Annotated in this window: 26 protein-coding genes, 1 tRNA gene and 1 other RNA gene; 20 read left to right on the top strand and 8 right to left on the bottom strand. The window is 33.6% G+C overall.

The annotated features are described in order from the left end of the window. Window positions 1-146 precede the first annotated feature (146 nt). Window positions 147-3,506 (top strand): pentapeptide repeat-containing protein, encoded by a 3,360-nt coding sequence (locus I862_RS01660; protein ID WP_038538249.1) that lies wholly within the window; start codon window positions 147-149, stop codon window positions 3,504-3,506. Window positions 3,507-3,520: 14 nt separating this feature from the next. On the opposite strand, the gene pgsA is transcribed toward I862_RS01660, so the two are convergent. Both pgsA and uvrC read right to left on the bottom strand, forming a co-directional pair. Further along, a complete protein-coding gene (pgsA, locus tag I862_RS01655) occupies window positions 3,521-4,060 on the bottom strand; it encodes a CDP-diacylglycerol--glycerol-3-phosphate 3-phosphatidyltransferase (protein ID WP_038538245.1) in 540 nt (179 codons plus the stop codon). 43 nt (window positions 4,061-4,103) lie between these two features. Then, entirely contained in the window at window positions 4,104-5,948 is a 1,845-nt protein-coding gene (gene uvrC, locus I862_RS01650) for an excinuclease ABC subunit UvrC (protein WP_038538242.1), read from the bottom strand. 89 nt (window positions 5,949-6,037) lie between these two features. Between uvrC and I862_RS01645 the strand changes: the two genes are divergently transcribed. The 3 genes from I862_RS01645 (at window position 6,038) to I862_RS01635 (ending at window position 8,183) form a co-directional block, all read left to right on the top strand. Continuing rightward, window positions 6,038-6,337, top strand: coding sequence for a hypothetical protein (locus I862_RS01645; RefSeq protein WP_038538239.1), 300 nt, complete (start codon window positions 6,038-6,040; stop codon window positions 6,335-6,337). A gap of 195 nt (window positions 6,338-6,532) precedes the next feature. Then, window positions 6,533-6,892 carry an NUDIX domain-containing protein gene (locus I862_RS01640; protein ID WP_199398832.1) on the top strand — a complete coding sequence of 120 codons (360 nt, stop codon included), beginning with the start codon at window positions 6,533-6,535 and terminating at the stop codon, window positions 6,890-6,892. A 130-nt stretch (window positions 6,893-7,022) separates the two neighbouring features. Continuing rightward, a complete protein-coding gene (locus tag I862_RS01635; protein ID WP_038538223.1) occupies window positions 7,023-8,183 on the top strand; it encodes a hypothetical protein in 1,161 nt (386 codons plus the stop codon). Between the two features lie 46 nt (window positions 8,184-8,229). Here the strand turns inward: I862_RS01635 and ssrS are convergent. The 3 genes from ssrS to I862_RS01625 all read right to left on the bottom strand — a co-directional run bounded on the left by ssrS (window position 8,230) and on the right by I862_RS01625 (window position 9,095). After that, window positions 8,230-8,397, bottom strand: a non-coding RNA gene (gene ssrS, locus I862_RS08065) — 6S RNA. A gap of 24 nt (window positions 8,398-8,421) precedes the next feature. Beyond that, window positions 8,422-8,730, bottom strand: coding sequence for a cell division protein ZapA (gene zapA / locus I862_RS01630; protein ID WP_038538220.1), 309 nt, complete (start codon window positions 8,728-8,730; stop codon window positions 8,422-8,424). Next, window positions 8,721-9,095: a hypothetical protein gene (locus tag I862_RS01625; protein WP_038538217.1), complete on the bottom strand. Its 375-nt coding sequence runs from the start codon at window positions 9,093-9,095 to the stop codon at window positions 8,721-8,723. Before I862_RS01625 ends, zapA begins: the two co-directional genes overlap by 10 nt. Before the next feature lie 67 nt (window positions 9,096-9,162). On the opposite strand from I862_RS01625, the gene I862_RS01620 reads away from it, so the two are divergent. From I862_RS01620 to I862_RS01595, 6 genes are all read left to right on the top strand, one after another. Beyond that, window positions 9,163-9,495 carry a hypothetical protein gene (locus I862_RS01620; protein WP_038538214.1) on the top strand — a complete coding sequence of 111 codons (333 nt, stop codon included), beginning with the start codon at window positions 9,163-9,165 and terminating at the stop codon, window positions 9,493-9,495. A gap of 26 nt (window positions 9,496-9,521) precedes the next feature. Beyond that, entirely contained in the window at window positions 9,522-10,256 is a 735-nt protein-coding gene (tatC, locus tag I862_RS01615; RefSeq protein ID WP_038538212.1) for a twin-arginine translocase subunit TatC, read from the top strand. A gap of 9 nt (window positions 10,257-10,265) precedes the next feature. Beyond that, complete coding sequence (gene serS / locus I862_RS01610) at window positions 10,266-11,537, top strand: serine--tRNA ligase (protein WP_038538210.1); 1,272 nt, start codon at window positions 10,266-10,268, stop codon at window positions 11,535-11,537. Window positions 11,538-11,542: 5 nt separating this feature from the next. Continuing rightward, window positions 11,543-12,163, top strand: coding sequence for an RDD family protein (locus tag I862_RS07770; RefSeq protein ID WP_052646304.1), 621 nt, complete (start codon window positions 11,543-11,545; stop codon window positions 12,161-12,163). Window positions 12,164-12,245: 82 nt separating this feature from the next. Continuing rightward, complete coding sequence (locus I862_RS01600; protein WP_038538207.1) at window positions 12,246-12,767, top strand: hypothetical protein; 522 nt, start codon at window positions 12,246-12,248, stop codon at window positions 12,765-12,767. Window positions 12,768-12,880: 113 nt separating this feature from the next. After that, entirely contained in the window at window positions 12,881-13,633 is a 753-nt protein-coding gene (locus I862_RS01595; protein WP_158499243.1) for a prepilin-type N-terminal cleavage/methylation domain-containing protein, read from the top strand. Here I862_RS01595 and lgt read toward each other — a convergent pair. After that, window positions 13,617-14,420 (bottom strand): prolipoprotein diacylglyceryl transferase, encoded by an 804-nt coding sequence (gene lgt / locus I862_RS01590; RefSeq protein WP_038541032.1) that lies wholly within the window; start codon window positions 14,418-14,420, stop codon window positions 13,617-13,619. The genes I862_RS01595 and lgt overlap by 17 nt on opposite strands. Window positions 14,421-14,487: 67 nt before the next feature. Between lgt and I862_RS01585 the strand changes: the two genes are divergently transcribed. Beyond that, window positions 14,488-14,805 carry an accessory factor UbiK family protein gene (locus tag I862_RS01585; RefSeq protein ID WP_052646303.1) on the top strand — a complete coding sequence of 106 codons (318 nt, stop codon included), beginning with the start codon at window positions 14,488-14,490 and terminating at the stop codon, window positions 14,803-14,805. A gap of 33 nt (window positions 14,806-14,838) precedes the next feature. Here the strand turns inward: I862_RS01585 and I862_RS01580 are convergent, their stop codons facing one another. Beyond that, the gene (locus tag I862_RS01580) at window positions 14,839-15,957 is read right to left on the bottom strand and encodes a DUF2336 domain-containing protein (RefSeq protein WP_038538201.1); all 1,119 of its coding nucleotides are present in this window, start codon (window positions 15,955-15,957) and stop codon (window positions 14,839-14,841) included. A 156-nt stretch (window positions 15,958-16,113) separates the two neighbouring features. On the opposite strand from I862_RS01580, the gene I862_RS01575 reads away from it, so the two are divergent. The 4 genes from I862_RS01575 (at window position 16,114) to I862_RS01560 (ending at window position 19,666) form a co-directional block, all read left to right on the top strand. Next, window positions 16,114-16,188 (top strand) — tRNA-Thr (locus I862_RS01575). Between the two features lie 104 nt (window positions 16,189-16,292). Beyond that, on the top strand, window positions 16,293-17,579 hold the full coding sequence (locus tag I862_RS01570; RefSeq protein WP_038538197.1) for a divergent polysaccharide deacetylase family protein: 1,287 nt from the start codon (window positions 16,293-16,295) through the stop codon (window positions 17,577-17,579). Continuing rightward, a complete protein-coding gene (lnt, locus tag I862_RS01565) occupies window positions 17,557-19,113 on the top strand; it encodes an apolipoprotein N-acyltransferase (protein WP_038538194.1) in 1,557 nt (518 codons plus the stop codon). The genes I862_RS01570 and lnt overlap by 23 nt, the downstream gene beginning before the upstream one ends. Window positions 19,114-19,201: 88 nt before the next feature. Beyond that, window positions 19,202-19,666: a helix-turn-helix domain-containing protein gene (locus I862_RS01560; protein ID WP_038538191.1), complete on the top strand. Its 465-nt coding sequence runs from the start codon at window positions 19,202-19,204 to the stop codon at window positions 19,664-19,666. A 6-nt stretch (window positions 19,667-19,672) separates the two neighbouring features. On the opposite strand, the gene I862_RS01555 is transcribed toward I862_RS01560, so the two are convergent. Then, the gene (locus I862_RS01555) at window positions 19,673-20,404 is read right to left on the bottom strand and encodes a response regulator transcription factor (RefSeq protein ID WP_038538188.1); all 732 of its coding nucleotides are present in this window, start codon (window positions 20,402-20,404) and stop codon (window positions 19,673-19,675) included. Window positions 20,405-20,483: 79 nt separating this feature from the next. Between I862_RS01555 and I862_RS01550 the strand changes: the two genes are divergently transcribed. The 5 genes from I862_RS01550 (at window position 20,484) to I862_RS01530 (ending at window position 24,837) form a co-directional block, all read left to right on the top strand. Further along, window positions 20,484-21,029 (top strand): 5-formyltetrahydrofolate cyclo-ligase, encoded by a 546-nt coding sequence (locus I862_RS01550; RefSeq protein WP_052646302.1) that lies wholly within the window; start codon window positions 20,484-20,486, stop codon window positions 21,027-21,029. After that, window positions 21,026-21,877 (top strand): peptide chain release factor N(5)-glutamine methyltransferase, encoded by an 852-nt coding sequence (gene prmC / locus I862_RS01545; protein WP_052646301.1) that lies wholly within the window; start codon window positions 21,026-21,028, stop codon window positions 21,875-21,877. Before I862_RS01550 ends, prmC begins: the two co-directional genes overlap by 4 nt. A gap of 88 nt (window positions 21,878-21,965) precedes the next feature. Beyond that, window positions 21,966-22,247 (top strand): hypothetical protein, encoded by a 282-nt coding sequence (locus I862_RS01540; RefSeq protein WP_038538185.1) that lies wholly within the window; start codon window positions 21,966-21,968, stop codon window positions 22,245-22,247. 63 nt (window positions 22,248-22,310) lie between these two features. Then, window positions 22,311-23,648: a glutamate--tRNA ligase gene (gltX, locus tag I862_RS01535; RefSeq protein ID WP_038538183.1), complete on the top strand. Its 1,338-nt coding sequence runs from the start codon at window positions 22,311-22,313 to the stop codon at window positions 23,646-23,648. A gap of 4 nt (window positions 23,649-23,652) precedes the next feature. After that, window positions 23,653-24,837 (top strand): multidrug effflux MFS transporter, encoded by a 1,185-nt coding sequence (locus I862_RS01530; RefSeq protein ID WP_038538180.1) that lies wholly within the window; start codon window positions 23,653-23,655, stop codon window positions 24,835-24,837. Window positions 24,838-24,917 lie beyond the last annotated feature (80 nt).

Raw genomic sequence — 24,917 nt, 5'->3', positions numbered from 1 at the left:
TATAAATAATTTTTTAAAAAAGTGAGAAGAAGTGATTTTTCTCATTTTTTTTATTACTTTTTTTGCTTACTGGTTTAGCCCTTAACCTTTCATTAACTTATTATTGCTAAACTTTATTTATAAGAGAGATAAAGGGATGTTTTAAAATGAGAGATGCTAATTTAGAGCCGTTAAATGAAATAAATATTGAATTAGAAGAGAAAAGAAAAGCATGGAGCGGTATTTATAGTGCTATTGATTATTTTTTAGAGGGTAAGAATGACAGGTTACTCGAAAGCGCCGTAAAAGCAATTCTTCCGGAGGAAAAAGCAAAGAAAGCACCAGCGATCAGTTTCGGGTTAATTTTTAAAAGTCTTTCATTTGCTATACTTCACCCTATACATGCTTTTAATCTAATTAAACTCGCGCTATCATCTGAGATAGCCCAGGATCCGGATTTTCAAAGCGGATTAACTGAAAAAGAAAGTTTTACTAATTTTATCCAAGATCTTAGTAATAAAAGCTTTATGCCTCATATCAGTAAATATTTAGAGCAAAATAATTACCTTACTTCTGATGAAATAAATAAATTAAAACCTGCCTTAACAGATATAACAACAGATAGAGAAGCTATAAAAAATATTACCAAAGGAGCATTAAACGGCTCTATATTTATCCGGCTTGAAAATTTAATAAGTAACCCGAAGTTACAAAATATTATTAAAAATAATCCTACCATTTTACCCCGAATTGCTAAGAAAATTATAGAAGAAAATGAAAGTTTAAAGAACACAACTAAAGATTATAAGTTTGATAGTCAAATTCTCGATATTTTAAATGTAGTTTTAACTAAGCCGCAGGAAGCTCAAATCATAGTAAGTGCTATAAATAATAATGATTATATAGTTTTATCCAAAAAAATTCTAGAGCTATTAAATGATCCTAAGATGGTAGGCACGGTAGATCATAAGGAAACATCTTTAAAAGAATTAATCAAAAAACAAGCTCAAGATGAGTTATTTACAAATTTAATTGTCGGGATATTAGAGCAGGATAAAAAAGAAGTTGAACAAGGACTAAAGCTTGAGCCGGAAAGTATAAGTAAAAAAGCGGAGCAATTCGGTATCTCGGCTGCTAATATTTACCCATTTGTTGAAATACTTCCAAGCCTTATTGATAAACCGGAAGTTCTACAAAATGTTTTTAATGATTTCGTGGGAGGAAGATTTGTTGATATGTCAGCAAAACTTTTATCCCTAGTAAATGAAAATAAGGAAATCAAAGATTATCTGACTAAAAACAGTGGACTTATTGCGGAAGTTTTAGATAAGGTATTCCAAAATGTTGAAGGGCTTAAAGAGTATGGATTAAAAGGCAACTTATATGATCTTGTTCCGCATTTATTAAATCATTCAGATAAGTTGGTCGGGATAATAGATATTTATCAAGACGATAAAATAACTGATCAGCAAAAATACTTATCAATTGCCAAGAATTTGCTGGAGATTACAAAGAATGATGAAAATATAAGGAAGTATTTTGCAGAGAAAAGCGAGATAATCGTTGGCGTATTAGATCAAGTATTACCTAAGGTTGAAGTACTGAATGAATATGGATTAAAAGGTAGCTTATATGATCTTGTTCCGCATTTATTAAATCATTCTGACAAGTTGGCCGGGATAATAGATATTTATCAAGACGACAAAATAACTGATCAGCAAAAATACTTATCAATTGCCAAGAATTTGCTGGAGATTACAAAGAATGATGAAAATATAAGGAAGTATTTTTTAGAGAAAAGCGAGATAATCGTTGGCGTATTAGATCAAGTATTACCTAAGGTTGAAGCACTGAATGAATATCGATTAAAAGGTAGCTTATATGATCTTGTCCCGCATTTATTAAACCATTCAGATAAGTTGGTTGGGATAATAGATATTTATCAAGACGATAAAATAACTGATCAGCAAAAATACTTATCAATTGCCAAGAATTTGCTGGAGATTACAAAGAATGATGAAAACGTAAGGAAGTATTTTTTAGAGAAAAGCGAGATAATCGTTGGCGTATTAGATCAAGTATTACCTAAGGTTGAAGTACTGAATGAATATGGATTAAAAGGTAGCTTATATGATCTTGTTCCTCATTTATTAAATCATTCAGATAAGTTGATTGAAATAATTGATGCCTATGGAGAGGGAAAAAGTATTAAAGCTTTAAGGGTGCTACTTGAGATAATTAAAAACGACCCGAGTATAAGAGAAGAATTAAAAGTTCAGTTTGAGGTAAATAAAGATAATATTATAGATCTAGTCACTGAACAACTTGAAAGAAGTGAAAGAATCCCCCAAGTAATTAAAGGAAGAAAGGCCGGTGAGATATTAGTAAATATAGCTGACGATATTAAAAATACTATTGCAGAGATTGAAAGACAAAAAGAGTTTGACCAAGCTATGGAAAATAAAATTGAGCAAAGCGGGGAAGGTAAAAAGCCGGAGGAGCAGGTTAAATATGATGATATAATCATTGACGGCAGAGACTTATCAGGTAAAGACTTTATTAACACCTCCTTTGATAAATCTGTAATAGTTAATACCAGCTTTAACGGTAGTAAATTTACTAATACTTCCTTTAAAGGTACAACTCTGGAAAATGTCAGCTTTGAAGGCGCGGTAATCGATGCTGCTACCCTAAAGACGATGGTAGAATCTTTAGATCTGGGTGGAGATTTGAATTTAGGCGGAGCAAAATTAATCGGTGATTTTTCAGGTGTTGATTTGAGGGGTATTTCGTTAGTTGGCGTGGATTTAAGTGAGGCGGAATTACCGGATGAAAAGGCAATATCGGAGGTAATAAAAGAAAACCTAATGGAAGGCTTGAAGAAAAATATTCTGCCTCATAACAAGAATTTAGGGGAATACTTGATTAAAAAATTTGAGCATGAGGAGATTGATGCCAATTTTGAAATTGACCCCGACCGTTTAAAGCATGTTTCAGAATACAAGGGAAACATAAACTTACTTGCAAGAGAGATATACCAAAATCTTGATAACCCTCAAGATATAGAATTAATTATAGTATTTGATATGATAGCGGATAAAATTACGCAAAACCTTTTCGGAGAAGGGGAAAACCGCGGAGTAGATGGCTATAATATAAGATTAATGATGAAAGAAGTTATAAAAGAATTATCTGGCCAATCTATAAATGTTGAAAATCTGATAGAGATTAAGGAAGGAGAGCTGAAGCTTAGTAGTAAGTCGGAAAAAATTGTTGGAGAAGTTGTATTTAATAGTTGGGGTAAGGGAAATGCTACGGGGTTAAGTAAGATATTTTATGATGCCAGCAAATATACAGGGGCAGGTCTGGTTAGTGGCGGTATATATTTACCTGAAGAAGCTTTTAATGAGCAATTAGAAAACGCTGTAAAAGACCAACTAAATAAAGGATTAGGTATAGAGATTACAAAATCTCATCAAGACAGATATAGTGAAAATAATAATAAAAATACAAGTTTAAGCTTGTGATAATAGAAAACGGTTTAAATATATTTAAATCTCTCCTTCCAATATGCATACCCGGTAATCAGGGTTAAAACTGCTGCCACCCATAGTGCTATTTCGCCGATACGGTCTAAATAAGGTATTGGTAAGACTTTATTACCTAACAGCAATATTATGATTGCCGCCATCTGAACTGCGGTTTTAACTTTACCTAATTTTGAAACGGGAATACTGACTTTAAATTCGGCAAGATATTCCCTTAATCCCGAAACCAATATTTCTCTGCATAAAATAGCAATGGTAGGAATTACAGGTGCATGGCCGAAGTGAACCAGCATCATAAGAGTTGAGGCAACTAATAACTTATCGGCTATAGGGTCGAGCATTTTTCCGAAATTAGATTGAGCTTTTAATACTCTGGCCAGGTAGCCGTCAAAGAAATCGGTGATACTGGCAAATATAAAAATAGAAGCTGCTATATAATGAGAAAGCTTGCCTTCCAGATAAAAAGATAATACTAACACAGGAATCAATAAAATCCTTAAAATGGTTAGAAAATTAGGTAGATCTTTTAACATGAACCTAGCAGGGGACTGGTTAATTATGAGGCTAGTTTACTAACTATTGCTCATTGTGTAAATAGTTGTGAATTAACTTTGCAATCTTTTTGCTTATCCCGCCTATCCTAATAATATCTTCAAAATTTGCTTCTTTTAATCTTTCTAAAGAACCGAAGTGGCTTAATAGCAGCTTTTTGCGTTTTGCGCCGATCTGCGGAATTTCATCAATTCCGGACTTAGTCGTGTCTTTAATCCTGCGCTTACGATGTGATTCAATTGCAAAACGGTGCACTTCATCTCTTATCAGTTGTAAATAATGTAGCGTAGGGTCATTTCTATCCAATTGAAAAGGTTTTTTATCGAGGGTATGGAAAAACTCTCTACCTGCATTTCGATCAGCTCCTTTTGAAATGCAGACTAATTTTATATCACTAATATTAAACTTCTCAAACATCTCTTTTGCAACACTCAGATGACCTTTGCCTCCGTCGATTAGTATTAAATCAGGATAATTATCAGGCATAAGTCTTTTAAATCTTCGTTCTAAAACTTCTCTCAGCATCTGGTAATCATCGCCTTCACCTATTCCCTTTAGACTTTTAATCAAAAATCTTCTATATTGATTTTTCATAAATCCTTCAGCGCCTGCAACAATCATGCAACCGACGGCATTAGTTCCTTGAATGTGGCTGTTGTCATAGACTTCAATGCGTTTTGGTGTTTTCGGTAACTCAAATAACTTAGCCACATTTTCAAGCGTAGATAATTGTTTTGCTTTTTGTTTATTAACTCTACTCAATGCCTCTTTAGCATTCAGTAATGCAATTTCCATTAAGTGTTTATGCGCTTCTTTTTTAGCGATAATTATTTTAGTTTTTATATCCCATAATTTGTTTAAAGCCTGCTCAAGCGCCTCCTTTGAAGGAAGCTCGGTAGTGGTTAAAATATTTTTTGCAGGAGGAGTCCTTTGGTATATTTGTCCTATAAAAAGTTCAATGACTTCACCGTCGCTCAATTCTTCGGTATGAATGGGAAAGTATACTTTATCGCCGTAATTAGTGCCGTTTCTGATAAACATAACCTGAACTGCACAGCCTGTATCATCTCTGTGGAGCGCGATTAAATCCGCATCTGAAATACTGTCTGTTTTAAATTTATTTTTAGCTTGAGTTTGGCTTAAGAGCCTTATTCTATCCCTTAGCTCCGCGGCCTTCTCATAATCAAGCTTTTCGCTGGCGCGTTCCATTTCACTGATCAGCTTAGTTTGAATTTCCGAGTTTTTACCCGATAAAAAATCCTTTGTTTGTTTAACTATTTTTTGATAGTTTTCTTTGGATATTTTATTAGTGCAAGGGGCGGTGCAGCGCTTAATCTGATATTGTAGGCAAGGCCTTTTCCGTGATGCAAAGTAACTATCGCTGCATGGTCTGATTCCAAATAGTTTTTGCAGTTCGACTATGGTTTCATTTACGTTTCTGGCTTGCGCGAAAGGGCCGAAATAAGTATAATTTTCTTTCTTTGTCCCTCGGAATTTAGCAATTCTGGGATAGTCATGTTTATCTTCTATAACTATATAGGGGAAAGATTTATCATCTTTTAAAGCAATATTAAATTTCGGTTTTAATGATTTTATAAGATTCGCTTCTAAAAGTAATGCTTCAGCTTCGGTGTTAGTGGTTAAGTATTCAATTCTGCTTAGTGAGGCAATCATACGCTTAAGGCGGGTTGGCAAGTTTTCAACTTTAGTATAAGATATAACCCGCTTGGGTAAATTTTTGGCTTTACCGACATATACAATCTCACTCTCAATATTAATCATCTTATATATACCCGGTGCCGCAGGCATAGCTCTTGCAGCTTCCGAGACTATACCGATACCTTTTTTAATTGATTGTTCGACAAACATGGCTGATCAGATTGTAGTTACATATATAATGTAGTACAATTAATATATAATTAAAGTATGAATAGCAAAGTTAATTTAGGTTTTTTCTAATGTCAGATGATGTTGCAATGCAGAATTTTACTGCAAACACCTTAAGAGGAATGGGAACTGGCGGAAGTACGGGTGCAAGTAATAATACTGAATTTGGGCTTTTTAAATTTGAAGATGATTTATGGCAAAAGGCAAACCAGATTTCACCTTTCTTTGGTTTATTAATTTATAAGGCATGTTCTGCTATGCAAGGGTTTGTGCAAAGCATTACGCCTAATCAATTATTCAACCAACTTACCCCACCCGTAACTCCGATTGGCGGTGGACAAAAATTGCCGAACGTCATGGGTAAAAGATAATTTAGAATTCAATTATAGTTGCTTTAGTATCCTGATTGCATATTATCCATCCACAACTTTTTTGTTTTATAATGTTATGCAAATAGATGTAATAGACTATAAAGGAAAGATTTTATACGAGCTACTCGTGAGCAAGTATATGAGGAGTTATTACCCAATCAAATAGTGCATATTTTAGTTTGAGAAGGAGACAAAATTTTTATTCAAAAGCGAGCTAATCATGTTAAATATCTACCCGGATATTATTGCACATCGGCGGGCGGGCACGTTGAGGCGGGAGAAGCTCCTCTTGATGCAGCAAAAAGAGAATTGGAGGAAGAATTAGGCTTAGAAGCGGAGCTTAAAACATTAGCTGAATTTATATTTGATAATGACCGGCATCATAGAAGAATATTTTTATATCAAACCACTTTAAATAAAGAAATGCAATTTAATGATAAAGAAGTTTCCGGAGGTTTCTTTGTAAATAAAGAGGAATTATTACGATTGCCTCGTAATAAACTCCACCTGCAGCTGCTGCCTTGTGTAAATTACATATGGCCTAATCTTTTGTAAAACTTACATTGATAGGAGCTTTATAAGCAAATCTTGTGATTTTAATAGCAAGTAATAAGTTGATTAACTAAATATTAAGCTTTTTTTTATAAGATGATTATTAATATATATAATATATTAATAAACTTTTATGAAAAGAGAGGGATATGATGCTCAGGTTAGAGAGATACGTGATAGGTATCGAGAAAGAGGAATAAAATGCCGAGCTCTTATTAAGCAATTTAATGATCTAAACCAAGCATTCGACTTCTATTTCCAGATAGATTATTTTGCTGATAATTTAGGGGCTGAAGCGGCGAAAGCACATAAAATAAATATAGAATATAAAGATGCAGAGGATGTATTAAGAAATATATTTAAAGAAATGCAAATTCCTTTCAATATAAGTGTTAATTATAACATAAGCCTACCTATAGGGTTTAGTATAAGTAGAAGTAATATTGAGGAATTTGTTACACCGGAAGCGCTACAAGCATTATTACAGGAATCATTACCTGGAACCTCAATAGAATCGAAAAAAATTGATGATCTAGCAGAGGCTTTGCATAATGTATTGTATAGTAAAATTGCTTCCCATTTATTGTTTGAGGAGCAAGCTGAAAAAAAGAAAGTAATAAAGCAAGAATTTCAAAATATTTTAGCTGAAATATCTAAGGGTAGCTGTGAATTACTTGATCTGAAGCAAGCTTATAAGGAAGAAAATGTATTAAGTAAGCGAGATTTAAAAAAAGATATGCTTACAAAAGAAATAGATAAAGGTATAGAGGCTTTGAAGCAGCAATATCATAGTGTGGTAGAGGAGACTGGAATTACAGCGGTAATAAACAAAGATAGCTCTTTTTACGGGTTGCTAATGAGCAATAGCAACAGTAAAATATCTTTTTTCCTCCACAAAGTATCTAAAATGTTGAATCCGGTTGAAGAGCGGCAAGCCTTACAAGTAGAGAAAATTATTGAGAATAGCCCACCGGAATTACTTACTAAAATACATTCAGTACAAACTCAAATAGAGAAAGATAGTGTAGATAATAACTCTAATATGGTGAAAAAGTTTTTTGGCGTGAAACAAAATGCTTATAAGTTTCAGAATTTAGTAGGTATGGGGATAAAAGATTTGCAATTACAGAAAGCAGTTGAAGAGATTACAAAAATAATATTCCCCATACTTACAGAAGACCTGAGTAAAGAACAAGGACTAACTAAAGAAGGATTAAGGGAATCAATTGGGAATTTTACTAAAAACTTAAATAAGAAAGCTGAGTTAACAGAAGGTAAAATTAATGGAAAATAAAAGAGTAAATTCTAGTCTATAAGAAGCCATAATTATTATAGCGAAAGGATAAACTGACTTGGCCGTTGGTAAGCTTCCCGCTACAGGCCCTTTATATTAAGGTGGGCGCCATTTAACATCACCACGCCGGGTTAGATGTCAGGGACGGCTCCCGATGTAGCTACTTATCGGCCCCGGAGGAAATTAGCCCCATCGACGAACCACTCAGTCTATCCTTAAACGTATTCTACTACTTTTATTATCTCTCTGCAATATTTTCTAAGTATTCTGCCACATAATTTAATGTATCGCACAGAACATCATTATTACTTTCAGACTCCTCATCAAGCTGAACCTTGGTTTGCTCAAGTTCTTTGCTTAAATTATCAACTTCATCTTCAAGCATTAAAGCTACTAAAAACATTAACTTTGTATCGGTTGCTCCTTTAATATTTGAAAAATTTTCAATTTTTTTCTTTAGTCTTTCAGATAAAGTTATTACTCTTTCCTCATTATCACATTCAAATTGGATATTATGATTACGAAATTTTAAGTTAACTATTCCCATTTCTTATTCCCCACTAAACCTTTCAATTCATTAAGTGAAACCTTGGAGTTAATCTCTTCGCTTTCATCAGTCTTATTTCCGTCAATAGATTTTCTTACCCTCGAACCGGGAGCCTTAATTTCTGGAGCAGATATTTCAGCTTGTTTACTCAAAGATTTTTGCTCCTGCTCAATTCCTATGCTCCTTATCTTATGTTTAAGTTCTGAAATTTCTTTTTGCAAAAGAGCCATGGCTGCTTTTAATTCATTATTTTCAGTTTCTAATTGATGTTGACTTTGAATTGCTTTTTGTGCATCAATAATCTTATTATTGACTTTATTCAATGCGCTCTTCAGTCTTTCTTTTACTTGCTCTAAATTGGACATGCTTATAAATTTTTTGTATTATTAATATAAAAATATTGCAGGAAGCGCTTTAATTCAAGTCTATATTATGCTAAACCTTAGTTTAAGTAATAAAAAAAAATTTATGCTCGGCTTTTCTTTCGGAGAATTGGTTGTTGTTTCAGTAGTTGCTTTGTTGGCATTAAAGCCGAAAGAGCTTAAAGCACTGGTAAGGTCATGGAGAAAACTATCTTCTCAAATTCAACAATATTATCAAAATTACCTAAGCTATTTTAACGAAGCTTTTAAGGAAGAAAGCGAGTCGGAAGCTGAAGATGAAAGCGATATTGTAAATTATATTTTAGACTTAGACGGAAATATTCAGAAAACTTATGACCTCTCTAAGATTATGCCGGATTTGAAGCGCAATGCCGATGATTAAAAGTTCTGAACAGCCGGAAAGAGAGTTTGAAAAAAATAATTTCAGCTACCATTTTGTTGAGCTTAAGACCAGGTCTTTTTCTTTGTGTAATTACTTTTATATTTTTTGCTCTTATCAGTTATTATTTCTCGGAGCAAATTTATGGTTTTTTAACTAAGCCGTTACTTGAAATATATTCCCCTAAAGCAGGTAGGCGCCTGATTTTTACTAATTTAACCGAAGCATTTTTTACTTATTTTAAAGTTGCCTGTTACTCGGGGTTTATATTTTCTTTTCCCTTCATTGCCTTTCAGCTTTATTTTTTTGTTGCGCCCGGGCTTTACAGGAAAGAAAAGTGGACATTAATTCCTATACTTTTATTTATCCCCATACTATTTTTCTTAGGTGCAGCGACGGTATATTATTTTGTAATACCAATGGCTTGGAAGTTTTTCCTCAGTTTTGAAAATGTTAATTCTACTGAATATTTGCCCGTTATGTTAGAAGCAAAGATTAGTGATTATCTTGATTTAACATTAGAGATGATTATTGGCTTTGGTATAGCGTTTCAGTTGCCAATAATAGCCTTGCTTCTCGCAAAAGCTAAAGTTTTGAAAGGTAGTTGGCTTGCAGATAAGAGAAAATATGCCGTAGTTGTTATATTTATAGTCGCGGCAATTCTAACTCCTCCTGATGTAATCAGCCAAGTTTTGCTTGCAATACCGCTACTTTTGCTTTACGAAATTTCTATAGTAATATGCAAAGTAATTGAAAAGGTTTAAGCAAAAAGTATGCATGATATTAAATTTATTAGAGAGAACCCGGAGCTGTTTGATAAAGGCTTACTCAAGCGAGGCTTAGAAAATATTTCAAATGATATTATTACACTTGATGAAAAGCTAAGGAAAGAGCAGACACATTTACAGGAAAAGCAAACTAGAAGGAATGAGCTCGCAAAGGAAATAGGCAAGGGTAAGGCAGCAGGAAGTGATGTGAGCCACTTGCTTAAGCAAGCAGATGAGCTGAAAGTGCAGGTGCCACAGCTTGAGGAAAGTATAAAAGAACTAGAAAGCAGGCTGGAAGAGATAATGATAAACATCCCTAACACACTGCTTGATGAAGTGCCGGAAGGGAAAGATGAAGCTGACAATCAAGAAATCAAAAAATGGGGCGAGACTAAACAATTTGATTTTACACCAAAGCACCATTATGAGCTTGGTGAAGATTTAAAGCAGATGGATTTTGAAGCAGCTGCTAAAATGTCCGGCTCCAGATTTGTCATATTAAAAAAAGATTTAGCAAAATTGGAAAGAGCATTAGCTAACTTCATGCTTGATATTCATACATCCGAATTCGGTTATACTGAAGTTTCTCCACCTCTACTAGTGAAGAATGAGGCAATGTTCGGGGTAGGGCAGCTACCGAAATTCGATCAGGATTCTTTCTTAACCAGGGAAGGATTAAGGTTAATCCCTACCTCTGAAGTTTCATTGACTAATTTAGTCAGAGAGATGATTTTAGAGGAAGAGGAACTTCCTTTAAGATATACTGCATATACTCCCTCATTCAGATCTGAAGCAGGAAGTGCAGGTAAAGATACCAGAGGGATGATTAGGGTGCATCAGTTTTCTAAAGTTGAACTGGTGAGTATTGTAAGGTCGAGAGATTCTAAAGCTGAGCATGAAAGAATGACGGCTTGTGCCGAGGAAATTTTAAAGAGATTGGAATTACCTTATCGAATAATGCTGCTTTGCGGAGGAGATACCGGTTTTTCTTCACAAAAGACATATGACTTTGAGGTATGGTTGCCAGGGCAAAATAAATATAGAGAAATTTCAAGCTGCTCAACTTGCGGAGATTTCCAAGCAAGAAGAATGAGAGCAAGGTATAAGGAACTGGATAGTAGAAAAAACTATTTTGTTCATACCTTAAACGGCTCAGGTCTTGCAGTAGGCAGAACCATAGTTGCAATCCTTGAAAACTATCAAAATAGTGACGGAAGTATTAATATACCACACGCATTACAAAAATATATGAACGGAACCAAGATTATCGGGAGGTAAATCTTATGAAGAACTTTTTACACAATCTAAACCCGGTTGTTATGTTGGGTGCACATAATAAATTAAAAGATGAGCAGTATACAACATTTATAAACGGCCGGCAATTCAAGCTTGCAACAATGAATAGAAGATTAATAGCTACGGTTGTTGATGTCTTTATAATATTTATTATAACTACTCCTATATTAAGAATAATAGCTTATTACCTTTACAATAGACAAACTTCGGATCAAGTATATGAAGGTTTTGAAAATTTCAGTATTAATATAGTCGGAATATCTTCTGCTATTGAATTTGCAAAAGCTCTTCCTTTTTATTTAATGAATAATGGGTTGATAAGAAGCTTTATTATACTGCAAATACTATCATTTTCTTTCTTTGCCTTATTCGTAATTTTATTTTGGAAGTGGAAAGGGGCAACTCCTGGTAAAATGATAACCAGATGTCAAATAATTGATGCAAATACCGGTGACACTCCAACGCTTAAACAATATATTTTACGCTTTGTCGGATATACTTTCTTTATCGGCTTTTTATTTATGCCACTGACTAAAAAAAAGCAAGGGTTGCATGATAAACTGGCTAATACAATCGTTATTGTTAAGCCTTGGAAATCAAAAACTTAATCTAGAAAGTTTTTACTGTCTTTACTTGTTTTAAAATTTCACTTATCATCAAAAATGATATAAAGATTTTAACGGATAAGTAATGGCTAAGCCTAATAAGAAAGGAAAAATTCATATTGATCATACCGCAAAAGTAGCTGAGCAGGTAGATAAAAATGCAAGCATAATAAAGGAGTCGATTGAGACTATAAATAAAGCAGCGATTAATAAGGTAGAAAAGTTAATAATAAAAGATATTAGCAACCACTCGGAGCAATTGGTTAATGTATGCATAAAAGGAATTGACCATGCTACTCAAAATAGTGAATTTTCAGCGCAAATAGTTAATAATTATATTACCAATTGGAATTTAATTATGGATGATATGTGGTCGGTATGTGAAAAATACAGTAATGATGCTATAGCTTCTAAAAACTTTGAAGATATATTTAAAGTTAATATGAATGCTGTTGAATCATTTACTAATATTGTTAGGCAAATGAGCTTAGTTAATTCTCAAACTATCCTTGATTGTTGTAATGAAGTTGTGGTTCCAAGCATTAAGCAGACTACTTACTCAGTTGAAAAACTTAAAAAATGTTATAATAGCAGTAATGCCTGTTAGTCGTACGTGCAGGCTAAATTTAAAATTTTGTAATTATTATTTATATTGCCTAAGCCCTTAGTATTGAAAATTTTAATATAATGGGAAGGGCGCTTTTAATCTTGTTTAATAAAATGAATAAAAATAATTTAGTTGGAAACGGCTTTACTCTTATAGAGCTTGCAATAGCAATTATAATTATCGCATTAATAGTTGCAGGCATCAGTATCGGGTATAATATGATAAATCAAGCAAAGCTGCAATCGATTATTAAGGACTATCAACTTTACCAAACTTCTTTCAACACATTTGTTAATAAATATAATAAAATTCCCGGGGATATGAATTCGGCTTTCTCCATGTGGGGAACAAGATGTGCAGCTAACAGCTCAATCTGTAACGGGAACGGCAATGGATCAATCGATTATAACACCGATGTTAATTTAAATGAGATATCTCAAGCTTGGAACCATCTTTACCTGGCGGAAATGTTGAATATGTATATACCTCCCGTAACCAATATTACGGGAACACCCGGTGTTACTGCGCCGGCAAGTAAAATAGAGGCCGCGGGTTATGTACTCAGATCATATTCTTCAGTGTTTGATGCAAGCGTTACGACTTTATGTTTGGCTGCTAAAGATGTTACGCCCAGTTTTCCGTTGTTAGGAAGTGCTTTAGTACCCGGGGAGGCTTTGTTAATTGATCAGAAAATGGATGACGGTCTTACGGACGCTTTAGGGAATTCTAAAGGCGCTACTACTGGAATTGTGAGGGCTACGCAAGGTAGCGGTATGGGTGCAGGTGCATGTGTTAACAGCTCAACGGGAGTATATAATATGGCTCAAACAAGCAAAGCTTGCAGGTTGCTTATAGGTTTAAATTAGCTTTAACTTTAGTTATAGAATCTCTTAGTAACAAATATATTCCTAACATGAACATCGGTACACATAAAAGCTGCCCTAAAGTTAAGCTATCTAAAATATATCCTACTTGAAAATCAGGCTCTCGAAAATTTTCAATAAATATTCTGATTAAGGAATATCCGATCAGAAAGATGCCGGTTAAAATTCCTGATTTATTCCTAAGAAGCGTAAAATGAAATAATAGCTGCATTATTATAAATAATATTAAACCTTCACCGAGTGCTTCATATAATTGTGAGGGGTGCCTCGGTAAATACCCGGCATTAGGAAATATTACTCCCCACTCTACATCGGTTACTCTTCCGTAAAGCTCGCCGTTAACAAAATTAGCAATCCTCCCTAAAAAAATTCCTGGAGGAACTACACAGCATAATAAATCAAATATGCGCAGTAATAGAAGCTTATGTTTCCGGCATAAAAGGTAAATCGCCGTAATTAAGCCGATAAGTGCGCCATGAAATGACATGCCGCCTTCCCAAGTTTTAAATATTGCAATTGGCTCCGTGAGATATCGATCTAAATCATAGAATAGGACAAATCCTAATCTACCACCGATCATTATACCTGCTATAAAATAAACTATAATATCATCAAGAGCTTTTTTAGAAATTTCATATCCAGATTTTCTAGCAAGATGAATAAATAGGTAGTAGCCGATAAAAATACCTGCTATATAGGCAAGTGAATACCACCTAATATCAAAAAAGCCGATTGAGAAAGCTACAGGGTTAATTTGTGGAAAAATGATTGCGAGCATTGATTTATAATAGTAAAATAAAATAATATTAGTAAGTTATTATCTTTTAAGGGGTTTTATGAAAAAAGACAATAAATTTTTCGAAGATTTCAGCAAATTAGCTAGCTCAGCATTTGCCTCGGCAGCCACCATGAGAAGGGAGCTTTCCGATTATGTAAGACAGTATGTAGAATCTTTTGTTAAAAAGATGGACTTTGTTACTAAGGATGAGTTAGAAGTGGTAAAAAAAATAGCCCTTCAAACTGATAAAGAGCTACAGCAACTCAAAAAACATATGAATATTGAAGAAGCAAAAGCGCCTAAAAAACAGGAAAAAAGTAAAGTTATTAAACCAAAGCCTAAAAGCATTGGTGCTAAAAAGGTTACCGATTCTTAAGCCGGATTTAGATCCTCCGGTTTCCTTGGACTACTATTTAAGAAAGATGAGCTTAAGCAAATAACCTATCCCCTCAACTTTATATTTTGCTTTATTCTCTTTTAAATATTTGCTTATCAATAACGGAAAGTCGCTTTTAGTGACACGTACTCCTTCTTTTGAAGCACTAGTAATTGCCGTTAGTATAGTTTGTATAGCTTCCATAAAATTAACCGGTAGCCCCGAAGAGTAATAAAGGTTTTCAAACTCTTTGGTTGTTAGGCGGTTAATGGCTATAAACCTAATTTGACTAAAAGGTATATCGGAAAGTTTAGCTATTGAATATAAGAATGAATATAGGTCGCCTTTACATAGATAGTGTATAATGATCGCATTATTTAAACTGTTTTGAGAGTAAAGTTGGTCAATTCTTCTTCTTAGTTCGTTTTCTTCGTTATGTGTGGGTTTATCTTCAAATGAATTAATATCGGTTGGGCAAAATATCTTAGTAATATTATTAATATAAAGATTGAAATGCTTAGTGATAATATTCTTTGCTTCCGGTTTCAGTTCTATAACAAGCTTTTGTAACAACCTGTTATCTAAGTTTTTTCGCATTAAAAGTGCGCTTAAGAAGGATTGATCATCATAGTAGGTATTTAGTAAATTGCGATAAAGTTCAAAGCTGATTTGGCTACCGGGATTCTGTATAATGCTGATAATCAGCGCTAAATTTTTTAGGGAAACGACTTTAAAGCATACTTCTTCGCTTAAATTATTCCTTTTTGTTAGTGCTATAAGTTTGCTTGTCTCTTTGGAGGTATTAAGCAGCGTTATTAAATCATAATCATTTAACTGCGGGGAATCTGCAATAATAGGGGCAGCAACTTTATTGATATCTAAAGCTAACTTTAATGCTATTTCATGCGGAAGATGTTTGGAATTTTTAAGCCGATTTGCTATCAATACTCTTAATTCTAAATCGGGATGAATTGTAAGTTGTTTTAAATAATCTTTTAATTGGTCTTCTTCCTCGTAAAGGTATCCGTTTTCAATAAAGTAGCAAACTTGTAGTGCAAAGCTATATTTTTGCTCTGCATTAAGGGAGTTGATACTCTCCGGATTATTACAGAAACTGGGGGCGGAATATCTAACCGAAAAATCTTGTTTCATGTTTCATATATTAAAGTTATTGCACTAAAATATTATATAACTTACATTAGTTAGTATATATGTTTGTAATAAATAATAACCGTAATTAATTTATCAAACAAAAATATTGCTGGCCAAAAGCATATAACTATGATAAATAAAATCTCGTTAAATTACGCCGAATTAGCTCAGGGGTAGAGCAACCGCCTTGTAAGCGGTAGGTCGTCTGTTCAAATCAGACATTCGGCACCATTAAATTGCTTATGCCTATAATAAATTGTCACCCTTTTTGCTTGCTTAAATTTTTAATGCGATTTAGTATTTCCAAATAAATATTCTCTAACTAGCATAGAAGTATGTTAACTAAAATTTTGCAGTACTTAAACGGAATAAAAACTAATATTACTTTATATGTAATATTAATTACTTCGTTAGTATCTATCTTTCTTATTATACATTTAAATCAGGAAGTATTTCTTAATCATCAACTTGAGAAAGGTAAATTGGTGTTAACCGGTTTAAATAACAATTCACCGGTTTTAGCGAAGCCAGAGGTTATTAAATCAGAGGATCAAAGATCCTTTGCATCTGACACACCTAAAGATAGTAAAAAAGAAGTAAAAGCAGAAAAATCGAATGACAATATTATACCGCACACAATTCAAAAAGCAACTAAGCAGCCGGTAAACTCTACTTTGCTTAATAATCCTGAGACTAACGGGGATTTAGCTGTCATCCGCCCTAAGGTCGCTCTTCTGGTAGACGGCCTAGGCCTATCCAGGTCAGAGACTATAAGTGCCGTTGAAATGGATGCTCTAATTGCACTCGGGTTTTCGCCTTATAGCCAAGATGTTATTAATTGGATAAATAAAGGCGTTTCAGGCGGGCATGAAGTTTATATTAATCTTCCTATGCATCCTGCGGAGTACCCCGCTAATGATGCAGGATCTTTAGCTTTAATGAACAATTTAAGTGTGGAAGAAAATTTATTAAGGTTAAAGCTTATTACTTTTAAATCTGATAAAATTAAAGGGGTGATTTCTGGTGCAAGAGAAATTTTTACTGATTCTAAAGATGACATTTTACCGATTCTTGGATTTTTAAAACAAAAAAAACTGTCTTACATATATGGAGGGGAAGTCAATAATGAAAGTTTAGATGATCTTTCCGAAGCTTTGAATGTAAATTATATTGATATTAATATTACAATTGATGATGAACTTGATGTAGAAGCCGTAAAAAGTAATCTATTACGTTTAGAAAATATGGCAAAAGTCAGAGGATTTGCATTAGGAAAATTTCATGCGTATCCTATGTCAGTTAAAGCCATAAATGAATGGATAGGGGAACTAAATAATAGTGAAGTGATGCTGGTTCCAGTTTCTCAACTTTTTGAACTTCACAAGCAGGCAACCAAAGAAAAAAGCAAGAACAAAGTCCCAGAATCGGATAATAATAGAAAAGACGAAGATGTTCAATTATCAGCTCCTCAAGATATAAACAATAAGATATATACTAAAGAAGAATATGAAAAATATTTTGATACATCAAATAAAGTAACGTACGTTAAAGAAGGTGAAAATAATGTCTTAGATTCACCTGCTAATAAGGAGAAGAAAAGTGGTAAAGAAGAAGGTAAATGAGTGTGTTCTTCTAATTTTTAACTATAAATTTGTAAATAAATTTACTTTTAAACAAATAGTTTTTCTCCTGTTTTTAGGAGCGCTGCTCACTCTTGCTTATCATCCGTTTGACCTATTTCTTATTATCCCTATTTCCTTAACTTCTTTATTACTTTATCTGGATTCTAAAAAAGGTTTAAAACAAAAGTTTATAGCCGGAGTGATATTCGGATACGGTCATTTTCTTAGCAGCTTATATTGGATAATGTATTCTTTGCTCACTGATTTCTCCGGTTTTTGGTGGATGATTCCGTTTGTGCTAATCTTAATCCCTCTGGTTATAGCATTATTTATCGGGTTGTTGGTTATAGCGGCACAATATTTTAATTACCATAGGATAGCATATGTTTTAGGGTTTTCGGCACTATGGGTAATTTTTGAATTTTTAAGAAGCTTTCTAATCTTTCCCTTTCCTTGGAACTTATTAGGCTATACAGTGCTTTCGCTTGAAAACATTTCACAGTTTGCATCCGTGGTTGGTGTTTATGGGCTAAGTTTTATCGTATGCGCACTTGGAACGTGTTTTTATTCAAGAAATATAAAATATATTTTAGCAATTTTTATGTGCTATTTAGCTATATTTAGCTTCGGGTATATGCGTTTAAAGGATGCTAAAGTAGAATATATTGAAGATTATACCCTTAGGCTTGTACAGCCGAATTTAACTGAGCATCATATGGGTGACCCTGAAAAGCAGAGTAGAGATTTTTTAAAGCTGATAAAACTCTCTTTAAAAGATTTAAGAGAGAACACTATTACAATTTGGCCGGAAGCTTCTTTTCCATATATTTTACATGAAGGCTCTACATTTAAAACTTTGCTTGCGGAAATTATTTCAAAAAACGGATTTCTAATTACCGGGGCGGATTGGTTGGAACCTGATAAAGAGAGTGGGAAGTGGAATCTTTATAACTCTATCGTTACATTAAATAAAGAGGGAAAGGTAGTATCAGTCTATAAAAAAATATTATTAGTTCCATTCGGGGAATATATACCGCTTAGAAAATACTTTCCTGACTTTGTTGAAAAGGTAGCTTACGGTATAGGAGATTTTAACTCCGGAAAACAGTTTAAAACCACTAGAATATCTGAAAACCTACCGGGGATCCTAAATTTAATATGTTATGAATCAATTTTTACGCACATTCCCTATGCTTACCAAGGCCAGGATTTCGGATTAATGCTTAACATTACTAATGATGCATGGTTTGGTAATAGCATAGGTCCATACCAACATTATACCATGGCCAGAATGAGAGCGATAGAGTATAATACTCCTTTAATAAGAGTTGCTAAGCATGGTATTACAGGAGTAATTGATCAGTTTGGCAGGGTTTTAGCCGAGCTTGAAATAAATCATGAAGGTTTCCTTAACACAAATGTTCCAAAAAAAACATTGCAATCATCTTTTTACTTACTATATTATCACATTAGTGCAATTTGGATAGCAATCCTCACTTTTTTGCTTATTTGTGCAAAAAGGAGATTTAAATAAAATCCTAATACTGAAACTATAATACTTTTTAGCAAGAAATAAATAATTTTAATTTTATGATAGTAATTACGTAATATATTATTGATATATGGGTAGTAAAAATAGACACCAGGTTGACTTGCATGTTGGTCAGAGGCTTAGAAAAAGAAGGCAAGAGCTTGGTATGAGTCAAGAGAAGCTAGGCGAGGCAGTGCAGTTAACATTCCAGCAGATTCAGAAATATGAAAAAGGCTATAATAGAATTAGTTGTAGTAAGCTTTATGAATTTGCAGGCATTTTAAAAACAAACATCGAGTATTTTTTTGAAGGCCTAAAAGCATTAGTCAGCAGTGCTACGGAAGAAGTTTATGTGTTTAAGTCTGATAAAAATGAATATATGACCTTAGATTCTGCAAGCAATCAATATGAAGTAGCAGAAAATATTAATGAGTCCCTAGGTAATGAAATAAAAGAGGTGGTAAAATATTTTAAAAGCATCTCTTCTAAAAAAGCAAGAGACCACGTATTAAACCTAGCTAAGTTACTTTCAGAAAATAAAGATATTAATTACTAGTTATAATTACACTGCATTAAATAGGCGCCCGTCTCCGATTATTCTTTGGCTTTCCGGTATTTCATCAGGATCTTTCAATGCATATCCTCGTCCCCAGATAGTTTCTATATAATTTATACCGCCTGATATATCATATAATTTTTTACGCATTTTACACACGAATACATCTATGATCTTTAGTTCCGGCTCATCCATGCCGTTATATAAATGGCTTAAAAAGTTTTCTTTCGAAATTACCGCACCTTTTTTTAAAGCCATTAGCTCTAAAACACTTTGTTCTTTGCTGGTTAAATGAACAGGTTTGTTATCAATTGTTGTAGTATGAGTATTTAAATTGATTACTAAATTATCTATTTTTATAACCGATTTCGCATGCCCCTTAGACCTTCTTATGATAGCTTTTAAGCGAGCAATAAGTTCGCGTTTATCAAACGGCTTAGTAAGGTAATCATCAGCACCGCAAACTAATCCTTTAACTTTTTCTTCTGAATCACCTAAGCCTGATAAAATTAAAACCGGTACATTTAGATTATAATCGCGTATACTTTTAAGTACATCATAGCCACTCATATCAGGTAACATAAGATCTAAGATGACTAAATCATATTCATTATACTTACTTGCGTCTTTTCCGTCGTCACCTAGGTCGGTAATATCGCACACAATGCCCTCTGCCGCTAAAGCAAGTTCTATTATTTTGGCAGTGTCGTGGTCGTCCTCAATTAAAAGCACTCTCATTGTTTCGCGATATAACTAAAAATTATCTATGTTTCATACTATCATATATATATTAATATAAAAGTTTAATTAGAAGTGAATGAAAAATAAATTAAGAATAGAGCTTAAACAACTGAAGAAAATAAAGCTTGAATATATCGAATATGATTTTATTCGTTTTAAAAATAATCTCTTTAGCTTAATAGAAGGTTTTAATATAAAAACAATTGCCGGCTTCCATCCTAAATCGGATGAAGTTAATATATTGCCAATATTAATTAAAGCTATGAGTACGGGTTATAAAGTAGCGTTACCGAGAATAATACAAAAAAACAGCTACTTAAAGTTTATAAAATGGATGAACGATGACCCGCTTGAAAGAAATGATTATGGAATATTTGAGCCAAAAGCAGCGGGTGAGGAACTTACACCGGATATAATAATAACGCCGTTACTCGGATTTGACAGAAGTATGAACAGAATTGGATACGGAGGTGGTTATTATGATAGAACATTTATAGAATATCCTAATGCTATAAGGGTAGGAATAGGGTATTCTTTCCAAGAAGTGAAAAACATTCCTCTTGAAGACCATGATCAAAAGCTTGATTATATAGTAACAGAAAAAGAGATAATTAAAAAGTGAAGTATAAAATTTTTGAGATATTAAAAAGAGGTAAAGTGATTTTGCGTGATCATGGGATTGAGGTATTTGCTTTAGAGGCAGAGTTGTTATTATCTAAGCTGGTATGCCAAAGCAGTAGGGAAAGATTATTTGCACTATCGGATAGTGAGGTTGATGAAAATATAGAAAAAGAATTTTTCAACTTAATAGAAAGAAGAATACAAAATGAACCTATATCACAAATATTAGGTAAAAAAGAATTTTGGGATTATGAATTTATAGTTGATTCTTCGGTACTGACTCCAAGGAATGATACGGAAACCATTATTGAACAAGTGATTAAATATTTTTCCGATAAAGAAGCTGAGCTTAATATTTTAGATCTTGGCACAGGAAGTGGGTGCTTAAGCGTTACTCTTGCAGCTATATTTTCAAATGCAAGAATAACTGCGGTTGATATATCTCCTGCTGCTCTTAAAATTGCTAAGCAAAATGCAGTAAAAAATATAGTTGATAATAGGATTGCTTTTATAAAGAGCGACTGGTTTAGCGAGGTGCCTAGACGCACATATGATATTATTGTATGCAATCCTCCTTATATTTCGATAAATGAATTGAGGGAACTTGCTAATGAGGTAAAGGATTTTGAGCCGCAAATTGCGCTAACTGATTTTGCAGACGGTTATACATGCTATAAAATAATAGCCGATGAGATGAGGGATTATCTTAAGCAAAGCGGTAAGGCTTTTTTTGAAATAGGAATAGGTCAAGCTTTAGGTGTAAAGGAAATTTTTGAATCACAAGGTTACAGAGTTGAAAATATTGCTAAAGATTTAGCCGGTATTGAAAGATGCGTAGTTATTTCTTAAGTTTTGATATCTTATACAACAACTGAAATATTCCCGGAATTAAATTTTCCTTATATACTTAAATTAATATAATAATAAGGTGTTAAGTATGGAAAATAAAAGTTTTGAAAAACTGTGGGAAAATACTGAAGTCAAGCCGGAAGGTTTTGATAATACTTTAACCGAAAAAATGTTTAATTTAAGTGATGATAAAAATAAATATATTTTATTTAATAAAGATAATAAAACAGAAGTTATAGAAGCCGCATCAGTTGAAGAGGCTTTAAGTAAAGCTTCTTTAAGCGATATTATAAAAATATACCATAGTAGAGATGGTGAAAACAGTGTTTTAATAGATAACAATCTACTAAAAAGCGAAAAAACTACTTGATTTGAATCGGTATAAAGAAAATACTAGCGAACATGTTTTAGAACTAAACAATAAGTTGATTATATGAGTGTTATAACAAGATTTGCCCCAAGCCCAACCGGATATTTGCATGTCGGTAATGTAAGAACCGCAATTGTATCATGGCTTTTTGCCCGAAGTATGGGTGGAAAGTTTATTTTAAGAATAGATGATACTGATGTTGAGCGTTCGAAAGATGAGTACACAGAGGCTATAAAAGAAGATTTAAAATGGCTCGGTTTAGATTGGGATAGGATAGAGTTTCAATCAAATAGGGTAGAGAAATATGAAGCGGTTAAAGAAAGACTGATAAAAGAAGGCAGGCTTTACCCATGCTATGAGACTAAAGAAGAGCTGGAGATGAAAAAAAAGATTATGCTTAACCGTAATCTTCCTCCTATCTATGACAGAGCTTCTTTAAAGCTTTCCGATGAAAAGAAAAGGGAGCTTGAAGAGCAGGGGATTAAGCCGCATTGGAGGTTTTTAATTGATAAGGAAGATATTGTTTGGGATGACGGAGTAAGAGGGAATTTGCATTTTAAAGCCGCTAATATAAGTGACCCGGTGCTAATTAGAGCTGACGGCTCCATGACTTATACTATTGCGACTGTTTGGGATGATATTGAATTTGGTATCACTGATATCATAAGAGGTGAAGACCATGTCACCAATAGTGCGATACATATCCAAATATTTAAAGCTCTGGGATCTACCCCGCCAAATTTTGCCCATCTTTCATTGCTTAATTCAAAATCAGGTGAAATTTCTAAAAGAATAGGAGGATTTGATATCAGATCTTTGAGGGAAAGCGGCATTGAACCTATGGCTATTAATAGTTTTTTAGCTAAAATCGGAACTTCTGATCCGATTGAGATTAAAAGCTCATTAGAAGAATTAATTAAAGACTTTTCAATTAAAAAGTTTAGTAAATCCCCGGTAAACTATGATATTTCAGAACTGGAGAGATTAAATACCAAGCTGGTTCATAACTTAAAATATTCCGAAGTTAAGGAAAGGCTAAATGGACTAAATATCGGTGAAGTTGATGAAAGTTTCTGGGAAGCAGTAAAGCCCAATATAAATACTATAAAAGAAGTTGAGCTGTGGAGTAAAATTTGTAGAGAAGATATAACGCCTACTATTGATGATAAAGATTTTACCGCATCAGCAGCTGAGCTTTTGCCTGAAGAGGAAGTTACTATAAATACTTGGGATGAATGGATTTCTAAAATTAAAGAAAAAACCGGAAAAAGCGGTAAGAATTTATTTATGCCGCTTAGAAAAGCAATCACCGGAATGGAGCATGGCCCTGAGCTGAAATACATATTACCTTTAATCGGTAGAGATAAGATTATAGCTAGGCTTGGTGGGGAGAAGGCTTAAATTTATGAAAGTTTCTTCCGGCTTTTTAACTATCATACTTTTGTGTATTTTAGCAGGGGCGGAAGTTGATCTGTTCGTGCCGAGCTTTCCTCAAATCAGCAAACAGTTTCAGCTTACGCCGTTTATGGTTGAGCTGACTCTAAGTGCTAATCTTATTGCATATTGCATTAGTTCACTGGTGGTAGGTTCTCTCGGAGATCGTTACGGTAGGAAAATCGTGATGATTTGGGGGCTGGTTGTTTTTATTTTAGGCAGCATATTATGTGTTATTGCCGAACAATTTTATATTATTATCTTGGGTAGGTTTCTACAAGGAGCAGGGGTAGCTGCTCCGGCAATTCTGACTTATGTCATAGTTTCCGATATATATGGAAGAAAAGATCAACTAAATGTTATTTCAATTTTAAACGGAGTTGTGACCTTAGCTATGGCATTTGCACCTATTCTTGGCAGCTATGTTAATCTGTATTATAGTTGGAAAGGCAACTTTATCGTTCTATTAATTTTCGGAATAATATGCCTTATAATGCTTTGTTTATTTATTAAGGAGCAGCATGATAGAGAATTAAAAAGCGGGAACCTTGAATTATTTGTTTCCTATTTGCCGGTTTTGCGTTCCGGAAAGGTGATTGCTTTTACCGTTTCATTTTGTTTTCTTTCCTGCCCTTATTGGATTTTTATAGGTATATCTCCGATACTTTATATGGCGGATTTTAAAATGAGTTTAGAAAAATTCGGTTTCTATCAAGGAGCTATGGCGGTAGCTTTTTCTACGGTTAGTATATCCAGTAGTTATGTTTTAAAAATAATCAGTAGAAAGCAGTTATTTTTAGCGGGTGTATTTTTGTGTGCATCCAGTGCGGTATTAATCTTGTTTTTAGGAGTTACTGAAAGTAAGAACCCTATTGCTATAACTAGTGCTCTTGTGCTGCTTTCGATGGGTGTAGTTTTGCCGATTAATATATTATATTATGAGGCGCTTGGAATAATTAAAGAATCTAAGGGAAAAATTGCAGCAATCATACTTTCAGCAAGACTTATTCTTACTGCGATAGGCTTAGAGGTTGCTGGTTATTTTCATCAAGGTAGTTTTAAGAGCACTGCTTTTATCATGGCTATTAGTTTAACCGTTTCTCTGACTAGTATAATGCTGCTTATAAAAACTAAGCTTTTTAATTTAGATAGATAAGGGTTAGTAAATTAATGAAGATATATTTTATGTTGTTGCCTTCTTATTAAAAAAGCATGAGAGCTAAGCTATTAGCAGGT

The sequence above is a fragment of the endosymbiont of Acanthamoeba sp. UWC8 genome (genome assembly GCF_000730245.1).
Taxonomy (GTDB): domain Bacteria; phylum Pseudomonadota; class Alphaproteobacteria; order Rickettsiales; family Midichloriaceae; genus Jidaibacter.
The sequence above is the reverse complement of the archived record's forward strand: the minus strand, read 5'-3'. Positions and strand labels throughout refer to the sequence as shown.